The 13,119-nt window shown below is 59.8% G+C and carries 10 protein-coding genes; 5 read left to right on the top strand and 5 right to left on the bottom strand.

What is annotated here, in order from left to right; all coding sequences use genetic code 11:
- Window positions 1-129 precede the first annotated feature (129 nt).
- Window positions 130-978, top strand: coding sequence for a formyltetrahydrofolate deformylase (gene purU / locus Q7W83_RS22135; RefSeq protein ID WP_008031689.1), 849 nt, complete (start codon window positions 130-132; stop codon window positions 976-978).
- An 85-nt stretch (window positions 979-1,063) separates the two neighbouring features.
- A complete protein-coding gene (locus tag Q7W83_RS22130) occupies window positions 1,064-1,261 on the top strand; it encodes a hypothetical protein (protein ID WP_150639438.1) in 198 nt (65 codons plus the stop codon).
- Between the two features lie 236 nt (window positions 1,262-1,497).
- On the opposite strand, the gene Q7W83_RS22125 is transcribed toward Q7W83_RS22130, so the two are convergent.
- From Q7W83_RS22125 to Q7W83_RS22110, 4 genes are all read right to left on the bottom strand, one after another.
- A complete protein-coding gene (locus tag Q7W83_RS22125) occupies window positions 1,498-2,493 on the bottom strand; it encodes a lysylphosphatidylglycerol synthase transmembrane domain-containing protein (protein ID WP_150654090.1) in 996 nt (331 codons plus the stop codon).
- The gene (locus Q7W83_RS22120; protein ID WP_150639436.1) at window positions 2,490-3,266 is read right to left on the bottom strand and encodes a DUF2334 domain-containing protein; all 777 of its coding nucleotides are present in this window, start codon (window positions 3,264-3,266) and stop codon (window positions 2,490-2,492) included. The genes Q7W83_RS22125 and Q7W83_RS22120 overlap by 4 nt, the downstream gene beginning before the upstream one ends.
- Window positions 3,259-4,380 carry a glycosyltransferase family 4 protein gene (locus Q7W83_RS22115; RefSeq protein ID WP_473656990.1) on the bottom strand — a complete coding sequence of 374 codons (1,122 nt, stop codon included), beginning with the start codon at window positions 4,378-4,380 and terminating at the stop codon, window positions 3,259-3,261. The genes Q7W83_RS22120 and Q7W83_RS22115 overlap by 8 nt, the downstream gene beginning before the upstream one ends.
- Window positions 4,381-4,600: 220 nt before the next feature.
- Complete coding sequence (locus Q7W83_RS22110) at window positions 4,601-6,490, bottom strand: methyl-accepting chemotaxis protein (RefSeq protein ID WP_473656988.1); 1,890 nt, start codon at window positions 6,488-6,490, stop codon at window positions 4,601-4,603.
- Window positions 6,491-6,664: 174 nt separating this feature from the next.
- Between Q7W83_RS22110 and Q7W83_RS22105 the strand changes: the two genes are divergently transcribed.
- A complete protein-coding gene (locus Q7W83_RS22105) occupies window positions 6,665-8,152 on the top strand; it encodes a helicase HerA-like domain-containing protein (protein WP_150633215.1) in 1,488 nt (495 codons plus the stop codon).
- Between the two features lie 57 nt (window positions 8,153-8,209).
- On the opposite strand, the gene Q7W83_RS22100 is transcribed toward Q7W83_RS22105, so the two are convergent.
- Entirely contained in the window at window positions 8,210-8,665 is a 456-nt protein-coding gene (locus tag Q7W83_RS22100) for a DUF721 domain-containing protein (RefSeq protein WP_017340487.1), read from the bottom strand.
- A 307-nt stretch (window positions 8,666-8,972) separates the two neighbouring features.
- Between Q7W83_RS22100 and secA the strand changes: the two genes are divergently transcribed.
- Both secA and argJ read left to right on the top strand, forming a co-directional pair.
- Window positions 8,973-11,708 (top strand): preprotein translocase subunit SecA, encoded by a 2,736-nt coding sequence (gene secA, locus Q7W83_RS22095; protein WP_150633214.1) that lies wholly within the window; start codon window positions 8,973-8,975, stop codon window positions 11,706-11,708.
- 122 nt (window positions 11,709-11,830) lie between these two features.
- Window positions 11,831-13,048 carry a bifunctional glutamate N-acetyltransferase/amino-acid acetyltransferase ArgJ gene (argJ, locus tag Q7W83_RS22090; protein WP_150633213.1) on the top strand — a complete coding sequence of 406 codons (1,218 nt, stop codon included), beginning with the start codon at window positions 11,831-11,833 and terminating at the stop codon, window positions 13,046-13,048.
- The last annotated feature ends 71 nt before the right edge of the window (window positions 13,049-13,119 follow it).

Here is a 13,119-nt window from a genome sequence, read left to right as displayed (position 1 = left end):
CGCGGGTGAACGGGGCTTTCAACGCTTGTGCCTGACGTCCTCGCACAACGCAAGGTGTCATCTATACTGCAGTTTTTTCGCGCAATCGCTAGAATGGCGGCCTTTGCGAAGTTCTGGAGTTTCCCCCTCATGCGCACTTTTCGGCTGGTGATTGCTTGCCCGGACCGCGTCGGCATCGTTGCTAAAGTCAGTAACTTTCTGGCGTCACATAACGGCTGGATCACTGAAGCGAGCCATCACTCGGATAATCTCAGTGGCTGGTTCTTCATGCGTCACGAAATTCGGGCCGATTCTCTGCCTTTCGGTATCGAGGCTTTCCGCGAAGCGTTCGCGCCGATTGCCGAAGAGTTCTCGATGAACTGGCGCATTACCGATACCGCGCAGAAAAAGCGCGTGGTGTTGATGGCCAGTCGCGAGTCACATTGCCTGGCTGACTTGCTGCACCGCTGGCACAGCGATGAACTGGATTGCGAAATTTCCTGTGTGATTTCCAACCATGATGATTTGCGCAGCATGGTCGAGTGGCACGGCATTCCGTACTACCACGTGCCGGTCAATCCGCAGGACAAAGAGCCGGCGTTCGCCGAAGTCTCGCGCCTGGTCAAACAGCACGATGCCGAAGTGGTAGTACTTGCCCGTTACATGCAAATCCTGCCGCCCGAGTTGTGCAGCGAATATGCGCACAAGGTCATCAACATTCACCACAGCTTCCTGCCGTCGTTCGTCGGGGCCAAGCCGTATCACCAGGCTTCCATGCGTGGGGTGAAGTTGATCGGTGCGACGTGCCACTATGTCACCGAAGAACTGGATGCCGGCCCGATCATCGAGCAAGACGTGGTGCGTGTCAGCCATAGCGACAGCATCGAAGACATGGTGCGTTTCGGCCGTGACGTCGAGAAAATGGTGCTGGCCCGTGGTCTGCGTTATCACCTGGAAGACCGGGTGCTGGTGCATGGCAACAAGACCGTGGTGTTCTGATACCCATACGGCACGGTTGAAATTCGAAGGGCCTGGGCGTTCAATCGCTCAGGCCCTTCGCCGTTTCTGCACTGAGGACATGACCATGGCCGATCCACTGGACAAAGCCACCTCCAAAGCCCCCGCTACATTGGGGGAGGGGTGTTTGAGCCGCTATGACCCGGATGACTTGAGCCCTGAAGATGGCACGGAGTTTCCGGGGGCGGTGGAGTTGTGGGAGGCATTGAATCCCAAACCTGATATTGACCTTGCAGGAGCCAGCTTGCCGGCGAAGCGGTCTTGAGGTCTGGCGCCTGGCTGCTTTGATTGTGTACATATCCGGTTTTGCGGTAACGGCTACCGTAACGGCGCCGCGAGGCGGCCCGTTTCTTCAAGCGTACGCATTCCCTGTGGGAGCTGGCTTGCCAGCGATGGACGTTAACGATAATGCGTGCTGTCTGAATGAACGCGCTGTCTGGCCCCCCATCGCTGGCAAGCCAGCTCCCACAGTGGATTGTTGGCAGACGCCCTAAGTAAGCGCTAAGCCTGCCCAAACCTCATCAACTTCTTCAACAACGGCCGCCCAAGCATCAACAAAAACACCGGCCCCCCAACCACCAGATAAAAGTAATACGTCACCGCCCGCCAAATCAGAATCGCCGCGGCCGCCGTGGATTTCCCCACCATGGGTGCCAGCAGCGCGGCCGAGGTCAATTCCGCAGCCCCTGCGCCGCCCGGCAACAGGCTGAATTGACCCGCGCTCAGCGAAAGCATCTGGATCAGAAAGCTCCACGCCCACTGCAAATCCGCACCGAGCCCGCGTAACGCCAGATACAACACGCTGTAGCGCAGGAGCCAATGCACGCAGGTCAGGGCAAACACCTTGATCAACGTCTGAACGGGCAACTTCAGCGTGTCAGTGAACGCCGCCAGAAAATGCAGGAGTTTTCGCGCCCAGCGCATTCGCGTGCTGCCTTTGACATTCAGGCGCACGAGCAGGCGCCCGCTCAGGCGAATCAACGACCTATGGTAGCGCGCGATCACCACGCAACTGAGCAGCCCGCCAAACATCGAAATGGCGCTGACCGTCAGCAACCACTCCATGCGTTCGCTGAGGTGCTGGAACAACGCATAAATCAGAATCCCGCTTAACGCGCAGAGAAAGAACAGCAGGTCGCTGAGTTGATCCATGGCGAAAACCGCGCTGCCCCGTGCCGGCCGCACCCCGTTGCGCGCCAGCAGCGCCATGATGGTGAGCGGTCCGCCACTGCCACCCGGTGTGGCGCAGTAGGCGAACTCGGCGGCCATCACCACGCCGAGGCTTTTGACCGGGCTGACCTTGTCGCGCTGATCACCCAGCAACAGGCGCAAGCGCATCGTGTTCACCACCCAGCACAGCAGGATCATGCCGAACATGATCAGCAACCAGCTCAATGGAAAGCTTTGCAACCTCGACCAGGTCTGGTTGCCGCCAAGCAGCAGCGGAATCAGCACCGCCGCGAGCAGCGCAACAAACAGCAGAATCCCCCGGCTCATGCGGCGCGACCGACACGGTCGCCGTGCAGCGCCAGCCAACGAGCCTTGGTCATCGGCACGCGGCCTTCGTCGAGCAATCGCTTGAGGGTTTGCAGCCAGTAATCACGCGCGAACCGATGTTGCATGTCCACGGGGTGCACGCCTAGACGAATCACCGGTGCCTGGCGCCAACGTTGTTCGCGCTGATCGCTGACGAGCTTGGACAACCCTCGTCGCCATGCACTGCGCGCACTCCAGACCAGTCCCGGCGTATCGACCGGGGTGAAATCCGGTAGATGAAACAGATGTTGTGGATCGCTGGTGTAACTCAGGGGTAACTGGCGCAAGGCCTGGCGCGTACCTTGGCTCATCAGCCATGCCGGGGCGACGAAACCTTCGAGCGGCCAGTTGTAGCGACGGAACAGCTCGATACCTGCTCGCAGGCGCGCGAGCGCAGCGTCCTGGGACAGTGCGTAGAACTCGCCTTCGTGGGTATAAATGCGGCGCATGAACCAGTCTCGTGGCGTGATGGGCGGCGACTCATCATCACAATGAAAATAGCCGTGCAGCGCCAGTTCGTCACCTCGGGCGACACGGTTGGTCAGCACGCGGCGGAACCCCGGGTGTGCCTCCAGATCGTTGTGTCTGTGGAAGTCCGGCACCACCAGCCAGGTCATCGGCACCTCGCCCAAGGCGTCGACGGCTTCGACAAAAGGTTGGTAATCGGCCCAGGTGTGCGGCGCGACGTCATGCAGCACGAGTAACAGGCTGGGCGCGGTCATGGGCTCAACCATTGGAGGCCAGCGGCCATTGGCTGCCGAGGACGGCGTGATAATGGCCCAACAGGCTGTTGACTACCGTGTCCCACGAGTAATGCCGTTCGACATGGAGGCGCGCCTGTTGGCCCAACGCGGCACTGCCCGAACTGAACAGTTCCCGTACCGCATTGGCCATCGCCGCCGGGTCGTTCGGCGTGCAAAGCAGTCCGCATTCCCTGTTGATGAGTTCCTCAAAGGCCCCGGCCGCCACGGCCACCACCGGAATGCTGCACGCCATGGCTTCGAGGATCACCAGGCCAAATGTTTCCTGATCGCCGGCATGCAGCAGCGCATCGGCACTGGCCATCAGTCTTGCGACTTGTGTCGCCGGACAGAACTCATCGACCACCGTCACGTTTTCCGGCACCACCGCCGGCATCGAAGAACCCACCAGCAGCAAGTGATAGCGGCGGCCCAGGCGCTTCATGCAGTCGAGCAACACCGGCAGGTTTTTTTCCTTGGAGCCGCGCCCGGCAAAAATCATCAGATGGGTATTTTCATCGATGCCCAATTCTGCGCGCAGGCCCGGGTCTCGGGCATCGGGATGGAAGGTGTGCAGGTCGACCCCCAGGGGTTGTACGAAAACGTTCTTCACCCCGAGGCTGATCAGTTTGTCGGCCATGATCCGGCTCGGCGCCAAGACCCGGTCGAAGTTGCCGTAGAGCTTTTTGACATACGCTTCGACGTTGGCTGTGACCCAATTGCCCATGCGATTGCTCACCAGCAGCGGCAAGTCCGAGTGATAGAAGCCGATCACGGGTACATCGAGTTGGCGCCGGGCATCCAGTGCCGCCCAGGCTGTGAGGTACGGGTCGCCGACTTCGATCAGATCGGGCTGCAAATCCTGCAGGACATTTCGCCAAGGAGCGAGACGGAGAGGGAAACGATAACCCTTGCCGAAGGGCAGGGCGGGGGCCGGAACCGTGTAAACGCCATCCTGTTCAGTCAGGTTGGAACCGGGAATCAACAGGCTGTGGCGAATGCCGGGCTTGACGCCCAGGCGACGGTGTTTTGCATCCAGATACGTGCGCACGCCACCGCTGGCAGGGGCGTAGAACATGGTTATGTCAGCGATATGCACGATGAACATCCCTCCGGTCCCGTGGCGCTCCCTCGGTTGACCTTTATGAAGGATAGATGTTCGGTTGGGGTTTTGTGGCGGGGATGTCGGCGAGGTTTTTGCGGTGTGTTACAGGCCGCCATCGCGGGCAAGCCCGCTCCCACAATGATTTTTGGTGGACACTAGTTATGTGTACGACTGAGATCACTGTGGGAGCGGGCTTGCCCGCGAAGGCGCCCGCAAGAGCGACTTAAATCCTGAAACTGCCTACCAACTGCTTGAGACGTGCCGCCTGCTGTTCCAGGTCCGAACACGCCCGCAACGTCGATTGCAGGTTTTCCACGCCTTCCTGGTTCAGCGTATTGATCTCGGTGATGTCGACATTGATCGACTCGACCACCGCCGTCTGTTCCTCGGTCGCCGTCGCCACGGACTGGTTCATCCCGTCAATCTCGCCAATACGCAACGTCACGCTGTTCAGGCGTTCGCCCGCTAGGTTGGCGATTTCCACGCTGTCCTGACTGTGGCGCTGGCTGTCGCTCATGGTGCTGACGGATTCGCGGGCGCCGACTTGCAGCTCCTCGATCATGGTCTGCACCTGCTGCGCCGATTCCTGCGTGCGGTGCGCCAGATTGCGCACCTCATCCGCCACCACGGCAAAACCACGCCCGGCTTCACCGGCACGGGCCGCTTCGATCGCGGCGTTGAGCGCCAGCAGGTTGGTTTGCTGGGAAATGCTGGTGATCACTTCGAGAATCTGCCCGATGTTCACGGTTTTGCTGTTCAGCGATTCGATGTTGGTACTCGAAGCGCTGAGCATGCTCGACAGTTGGTTCATCGCGACAATGCTGCGATCCACCACTTGTTGGCCGTCTTCGGCGAGACTGCGGGCATCGCTGGCCTGACTCGACGCCTGGGCGGCGTTGCGCGCGATTTCCTGCGCAGCGGCACCGAGCTGATTGATGGCGGCGGCGACGCTGCTGGTGCGCGAAGCTTGCTGGTCGGAGTTGTACATCGACGAGTTGGACGCGGCGACTACGCGCAGCGCCACTTCGTTGACCTGGCCGGTAGCCGAAGACACTTCGCGGATCGAGGTGTGGATGCGCTCCACGAAACGGTTGAACGCGGTGCCGAGCAAACCGAATTCATCGTTGTTCTGGATAGTCAGGCGTTTGGTCAGGTCGCCCTCACCATCGACGATATCGGCCATGGCGCGGGTCATGACATGCAGCGGCTGGATCAGGATGCGGATCAACATGCCCAGCAAGGCGATGATGATCGCGACCGCAATGACGGTCGCAACGACCGCCGAGGCGCGGAATTCGCTGAGCTTCGCGAAGGCTTTGTCTTTATCCACCGACAGACCGATGTACCAGTTGACGGAAGACAGGCCTTTGATGGGGGTGAAGGTGACGATGCGGGTTTTGCCATCGGCTTCGACTTCACTGAAGTCGCTGCTGATACGTGGCGTGTTTTTCGGATACGCCTCGGTCAGGGACTTCATCACCAGCGCTTTGTCCGGGTGCGCCAGGATCTTGCCGTCGGCGCTGACCAGAAACGCATAGCCCATGCCATCGAAGTCCAGCGCATTCAGGCTGTCGGCGATCACTTGCAGACTCAGGTCACCACCGACCACACCGATATTTTGACCGTCCTTGAGCACGCTGTTGACGATGGAAATGACCAGTTGGCCAGACGCCAGATCGATGTAGGGTTCGGTCAGTGCCGAGCCGCTGGTGCTTTGGGCACTTTTGTACCAAGGGCGGGCGCGCGGGTCATAACCGTCCGGCATTTTGCTGTCCGGGCGAATGATGAAGGTGCCATCCTTGTTGCCCAGATAAACGCCCATGAACGTCGACGCCATCGCCTTCTGCTCCAGCAACTTGGAGACGTTGCCGATTTCAGCGTTCAGCGCGACGTTCTGTGAGAGGTTTTCGATCAGCAGACTGCGGCCGGTCAGCCAGGTCTGAATATTGTTGGCCGTCACACTGCCCATTTCTTGCAGATAGTTGTCCAGGTCCTTGCGAATGGCGTTGCGCTGCAGATAGTCGTTGTACAGCGTGAACGAGGCGAACGCGGCAATGACGATGAGGGCGGCGGCAAGCAGGATTTTATGGCTGAAGCGCAGGTTTTTGTTCATGGCTTGGGGTTCCGCTAAGGTCTTAATGCCCAGGGCGTGCTTTTATAAAGAAGCGCACTGTGGGCGGTCATGAAAACAAGCTGATATTTCCGTCCTCTCCTTAGGGGGATTACCGAGGCTTTTCAGTCTTTTGTATCGGCCGCGCAGGATCAAAGATTAACCAAAGGTGACCAAATGCCTGATTCCTCTCAACTTGTTATCGGTGCCGATCTCGCGGGGCAACCGATCGCCCAGGCCATGCGTCTGGCGAATCGTCATGGACTGGTCGCGGGCGCAACGGGGACCGGCAAGACCGTCACCCTGCAAAAACTGGCCGAAGCGTTCAGTGATGCTGGCGTGGCCGTGTTTGCGGCGGATATCAAAGGTGACCTGTGTGGTCTTGGGGCGGCCGGCAACCCTCAAGGCAAAATTGCCGAGCGTATCGCCGGGATGCCCTGGCTGAATCACACGCCGCAGGCGTACCCGGTCACCTTGTGGGACATACAAGGTCAGTCCGGTCATCCATTGCGTACAACCTTGAGCGAAATGGGGCCGCTGTTGATTGGCGCCCTGCTGGAGTTGACCGACAGCCAGCAATCGGCGCTGTATGCCGCGTTCAAAGTCGCGGACCGCGAAGGCCTGTTGCTGCTGGACTTGAAGGATCTGAAGGCGCTGCTCAATCACCTGCGTGACCACCCCGAATCGCTGGGCGATGACGCCGCGTTGATGACCACGGGTTCCAGCCAGGCCCTGTTGCGTCGATTGGCGACCCTGGAGCAACAAGGCGCTGAAGCCTTGTTCGGCGAGCCCGCGCTGCAACTCGAAGACATTCTGCAACCCACCGCCGAGGGGCGTGGGCGCATTCACTTGCTCGATGCCAGTCGTCTGGTGCATGAGGCGCCGAAAGTCTATGCGACGTTCCTGCTGTGGCTGCTGGCTGAACTGTTCGAGCAACTGCCGGAGCGCGGCGATGCCGACAAACCGCTGCTGGCGCTGTTTTTCGACGAAGCGCATTTGTTGTTCGCCGATACGCCGAAGGCGTTGCAGGAGCGACTGGAGCAAGTCGTGCGGTTGATTCGCTCGAAAGGCGTGGGCGTGTATTTCGTCACCCAATCGCCGGGCGATTTGCCGGATGACGTGCTGGCGCAGCTCGGCCTGCGCATCCAGCATGGCTTGCGTGCGTTCACCGCCAAGGAGCAGAAATCCCTGCGTGCGGTGGCCGATGGTTTCCGGCCAAACCCGGCGTTCGACACCTTGTCGGTGTTGACCGAACTGGGGATTGGCGAGGCGCTGGTCGGCACGTTGCAGGACAAGGGCACGCCGGAAATGGTCCAGCGCGTATTGGTCGCGCCGCCGCAATCGCGGATCGGACCGCTGAGTGAAACCGAGCGCACCGTGCTGATCGCCGGCTCGCCGTTCAAAGGGCGGTATGACAAACCGGTGGACCGCGAATCGGCCTATGAAGTGCTGATGGGACGCAAAGGCTTGGCGCCAGAAGCCGAACCGGCGCCGGGCAAACCTGCACCAGAGGAACCGAGCTTCACCGACAAGGCCGGGGAATTCCTCGGCACGGCGGCGGGGCAGGCGTTGAAATCGGCGATGCGACAGGCGGCCAATCAGTTGGGGCGGCAGTTGGTGCGGGGGTTGATGGGTTCGCTGCTCGGCGGTAGCAAACGCCGCTAGCAAGCGGGCACGGTCAAATGTGGGAGCGAGCCTGCTCGCTCCCACATGGGTTAGATGTCAGTCTTTTGGTTTGGCGTGAGCCGCCAGTCGCTCCAGCGCCGCCCGCAGATTCGGATCACTGATCCCCTCAGCCGTTGCCTGAATGGTCGCGCCGGCATCGCTGGACAAACTGATGGTATGCCCTGCCGCCCCTTGCTGAACGGTCGGTGGTTGTACCTTGAACAGAATCCGGGTCAGGCTGGCGAACTCATCAAACATCTGCAACTGCCGTTGCAGACGCTTCTGTTGATAGCGCAGGCGAGTTGCCCAATGACCGTCAGTGACAATCAGCAACAGACTGCCTTCGCGCCACGACGCCACATGGCAATGCTCGCGGGCGGCGGGCTGCAATTGGCTTTCGAGCAGACGTTGTAAATGACCCAGGCGTTGAGCGTGGCCAAAAATGGCTTTCAGCGGTTTGGCTTCGCGAAGCAGAACGGCGGGTGCTCTGGCCGTAAGAGGGCGAAATGCCATGATCAGACACCTGAAGTAACAGAGCCGCCATGGTAGCAGAAAGCACCGGATGCACCCGACCCATTGCTTTGCGCGCGCTTTACCCATTAAATCAACAAGTAACTTCTGCTGTAACTGGCTTGAAGTTCAGCAAAAAGCCCTTATTTTAAGTGAGCCCCGTTACAGCGCAGTGCATGCATCGTGGAATAACGCCACTTTCCTCACCATCGTTTCCGGGTAGAATGCTCGTTCGCATGCGGCCATGAGGGCTGCACGGGCGACTCACGGGGCCGCCCTCCATCCCTTTAGTGTGGAAGATCCTGCCGATATGTTTGCGCCTTTGTTAAAGAAACTTTTTGGAAGCAAGAACGAGCGTGAAGTCAAACGCATGCTCAAGACGGTGCAACTCGTCAATGCCTTCGAAGAGCAAATGGTGGCCCTTTCGGACGATCAATTGCGTGCCAAGACAGATGAGTTCAAGGCCCGCATCGCCAAAGGGGAAACCCTCGACAAGCTGCTGCCGGAAGCCTTTGCGGTCGCCCGGGAAGCCGGCAAGCGCGTCATGGGTATGCGCCACTTCGATGTCCAGCTGATCGGCGGCATGACCTTGCATGAAGGCATGATCGCGGAAATGCGTACCGGTGAAGGCAAGACCCTGGTGGCCACACTGGGTGTTTACCTCAACGCGTTGTCCGGCAAAGGCGTGCACGTGGTTACCGTGAACGATTACCTGGCCCGCCGTGACGCCAACTGGATGCGTCCGCTCTACGAATTCCTCGGCATGACGGTCGGTGTGGTTACGCCATTCCAGCCGCCGGAAGAGAAACGTCTGGCCTACGCCGCCGACATTACCTACGGCACCAACAACGAATTCGGTTTCGACTACCTGCGCGACAACATGGCGTTCAGCATGGAAGAAAAATTCCAGCGCGAACTCAACTTTGCCGTGATCGACGAAGTCGACTCCATCCTCATCGACGAAGCCCGTACCCCGCTGATCATTTCCGGTCAGGCCGAGGACAGCTCGAAGCTGTACATCGAGATCAACAAACTGATCCCGCAGCTTGAATTGCATGTCGAAGAAGTCGAAGGCGAAGTCACCAAGGCTGGCCATTACACCGTCGACGAGAAGACCCGTCAGGTCGAGCTCAACGAAGCCGGTCACCAGTTCATCGAAGACATGTTGACCCGCGTCGGCCTGCTGGCTGAAGGCGAGAGCCTGTATTCGGCGCACAACCTGGGCTTGCTGACCCACGTTTATGCCGGCCTGCGTGCGCACAAGCTGTTCAACCGCAACGTTGAATACATCGTGCAGGACGGTCAGGTTGTCCTGGTCGACGAACACACCGGTCGTACCATGCCGGGTCGCCGTTTGTCCGAAGGTCTGCACCAGGCTATCGAAGCCAAGGAAAACCTGAACATTCAGGCCGAAAGCCAGACATTGGCGTCGACCACGTTCCAGAACTACTTCCGTCTGTACAACAAGCTGTCCGGCATGACCGGTACCGCAGACACCGAAGCGTTCGAATTCCATCAGATCTACGGCCTGCAGGTCATGGTCATCCCGCCGAACAAGCCTTTGGCGCGTAAAGACTACAACGACCTGGTGTTCCTGACTGCCGACGAGAAATACGCGGCGATCATCAACGACATCAAGGAATGCATGACTCAGGGCCGTCCGGTACTGGTGGGTACTGCGACCATCGAAACTTCCGAACACATGTCTGCGCTGCTGCAGAAGGAAGGTATCGAGCACAAGGTCCTGAACGCCAAGTTCCACGAAAAAGAAGCCGAGATCATTGCCCAGGCCGGTCGTCCGGGTGCGCTGACCATCGCCACCAACATGGCCGGTCGTGGTACCGACATCCTGTTGGGCGGTAACTGGGAAGTGGAAGTCGCGTCTCTGGAAGACCCGACGCCGGAGCAGATTGCCCAGATCAAGGCCGACTGGCAGAAACGTCACCAGCAAGTGCTCGAGTCGGGCGGTTTGCAGGTGATTGCGTCCGAACGTCATGAATCGCGCCGTATCGACAACCAGTTGCGTGGTCGTGCCGGTCGTCAGGGTGACGCCGGTTCCAGCCGTTTCTACCTGTCGCTGGAAGACAGCCTGATGCGCATCTTCGCCTCTGACCGGGTGAAGAACTTCATGAAAGCATTGGGCATGCAGTCCGGTGAAGCGATCGAGCACCGCATGGTGACCAACGCCATCGAGAAGGCTCAGCGCAAGGTTGAAGGCCGCAACTTCGACATCCGCAAGCAACTGCTCGAGTTCGACGACGTCAACAACGAACAGCGTAAAGTGATCTATCACATGCGCAACACGTTGCTGGCCGCCGACAACATCGGTGAAACCATCGCCGACTTCCGTCAGGACGTACTCAACGCGACAGTCAGCGCACACATTCCACCGCAATCGCTGCCTGAGCAGTGGGACGTGGCCGGTCTGGAAGCGGCGTTGCAGAGCGACTTCGGTGTGGCGCTGCCGATCCAGCAATGGCTCGACGAAGACGATCACCTGTACGAAGAGACCCTGCGCGAGAAACTGATGCAGGAGTTGATTGCGGCGTACAACGAAAAAGAAGACCAGGCGGGCGCCGATGCGCTGCGCACCTTCGAGAAGCAAATCGTGCTGCGTGTGCTGGATGACCTGTGGAAAGACCACCTGTCGACCATGGACCACCTGCGTCACGGCATCCACTTGCGTGGCTATGCGCAGAAGAACCCGAAGCAAGAGTACAAGCGCGAGTCGTTCACGCTGTTCTCCGAGCTGCTGGATTCGATCAAGCGCGACTCTATCCGTGTGCTGTCGCACGTCCAGGTTCGCCGCGAAGATCCGATCGAAGAAGAGCAACGCCTGCGCCAGGAAGCCGAAGCACTGGCAGCGCGCATGCAGTTCCAGCACGACGAAGCACCGGGTCTCGAGCAACCCGAACTGCTCGGTGAAGAAGTCGATGTGGCCCTCGCGACCGCACCGGTTCGCAACGAGCAGAAGCTGGGCCGTAACGAGCTGTGCTATTGCGGTTCGGGCAAGAAATTCAAGCATTGCCACGGGCAGATCCAGTAAAACCCGTTTCATACGCTGAAATACCCGCGCCGCGACCGGCATCAGCCGTCGCGGCGTTTTGCCATTTACACCACCGTTCTTCCTGAAAGCGGTGCTGACATCATTTATTAAGGAGCGCATTCATGGCTGTTGGTCTTGGTCCTTTGCCAACGTTGCACCCGGTTGCCGGTTTTGAACTCGGTATCGCCTCGGCCGGCATCAAGCGCCCGGGGCGCAAGGATGTCGTGGTCATGCGCTGCGCTGAAGGTTCCACCGTGGCGGGCGTGTTTACCCTCAACGCCTTTTGCGCCGCTCCGGTGATCCTGGCCAAGCAGCGCGTGCAAGGCCCGGTGCGTTACCTGCTGACCAACACTGGCAACGCCAACGCCGGCACTGGCGAACCTGGCCTGGCCGCCGCCGAGCGCACCTGCGCGAAACTGGCTGAGCTGACCGGCGTCGATGCCAGCCTGGTGCTGCCGTACTCCACGGGCGTGATCGGCGAACCGCTGCCGGTCGAAAAGATCGAAGGTGCGCTGCAAGCAGCGCTCGACGACCTGTCGGTGAACAACTGGGAAGCGGCCGCCACCGGCATCATGACTACCGACACGTTGCCGAAGGGCGCCAGCCGCCAGTTTCAGCATGACGGCGTGACCATCACTGTTACCGGGATCAGCAAAGGCGCGGGCATGATCCGTCCGAACATGGCCACCATGCTCGGCTACATCGCCACTGACGCCAAAGTCTCCCGCGACGTGTTGCAAAACCTGTTGCTGGACGGCGCCAACAAGTCGTTCAACCGCATCACCATCGACGGCGACACCTCGACCAACGATTGCTGCATGCTGATCGCCACCGGTCAGGCTGCGCTGCCGGAAATCACCTCAGCGAGCGGTGAGTTGTTCGCCAAGCTGAAGCAGGCTGTGTTCGAAGTGTGCATGGACGTGGCCCAGGCCATCGTTCGCGACGGCGAAGGCGCGACCAAGTTCGTCACCGTTGAAGTCAACGGCGGCGGCAATCACCAGGAATGCCTGGACGTCGGCTACACCGTGGCGCACTCGCCGCTGATCAAGACCGCGCTGTTCGCCTCCGACCCGAACTGGGGCCGTATTCTGGCTGCCGTTGGCCGTGCCGGCGTACCAAACCTGGACGTGAGCAAGATCGACGTGTTCCTCGGCGAAGTCTGCATCGCCAGCCGTGGCGCGCGCGCTGCGACTTACACCGAAGCTCAGGGCGCAGCAGTGATGCAGCAGGAAGAGATCACCATCCGTATCGAACTGGGTCGCGGCGACTGCAGCGAAACCATCTGGACCACCGACCTGTCCCACGAATACGTGAAGATCAACGCCGAATACCGTACTTAATACCGATTCGCCCCCTTCGCGGGCGAGCCCGCTCCCACAGGGTTAGCGCAAATCCTGTGGGAGCGGGCTTG

This window comes from Pseudomonas sp. 300 (assembly GCF_055803035.1).
The sequence above is the reverse complement of the archived record's forward strand: the minus strand, read 5'-3'. Positions and strand labels throughout refer to the sequence as shown.

Bases quoted from the DNA above. Each gene is read 5' to 3' on its own strand.
- purU (WP_008031689.1), top strand. From the start codon at position 130: ATGCGCACTTTTCGGCTGGTGATTGCTTGCCCGGACCGCGTCGGCATC.
- Q7W83_RS22130 (WP_150639438.1), top strand. From the start codon at position 1,064: ATGGCCGATCCACTGGACAAAGCCACCTCCAAAGCCCCCGCTACATTG.
- Q7W83_RS22125 (WP_150654090.1), bottom strand. From the start codon at position 2,493: ATGAGCCGGGGGATTCTGCTGTTTGTTGCGCTGCTCGCGGCGGTGCTG.
- Q7W83_RS22120 (WP_150639436.1), bottom strand. From the start codon at position 3,266: ATGGTTGAGCCCATGACCGCGCCCAGCCTGTTACTCGTGCTGCATGAC.
- Q7W83_RS22115 (WP_473656990.1), bottom strand. From the start codon at position 4,380: ATGTTCATCGTGCATATCGCTGACATAACCATGTTCTACGCCCCTGCC.
- Q7W83_RS22110 (WP_473656988.1), bottom strand. From the start codon at position 6,490: ATGAACAAAAACCTGCGCTTCAGCCATAAAATCCTGCTTGCCGCCGCC.
- Q7W83_RS22105 (WP_150633215.1), top strand. From the start codon at position 6,665: ATGCCTGATTCCTCTCAACTTGTTATCGGTGCCGATCTCGCGGGGCAA.
- Q7W83_RS22100 (WP_017340487.1), bottom strand. From the start codon at position 8,665: ATGGCATTTCGCCCTCTTACGGCCAGAGCACCCGCCGTTCTGCTTCGC.
- secA (WP_150633214.1), top strand. From the start codon at position 8,973: ATGTTTGCGCCTTTGTTAAAGAAACTTTTTGGAAGCAAGAACGAGCGT.
- argJ (WP_150633213.1), top strand. From the start codon at position 11,831: ATGGCTGTTGGTCTTGGTCCTTTGCCAACGTTGCACCCGGTTGCCGGT.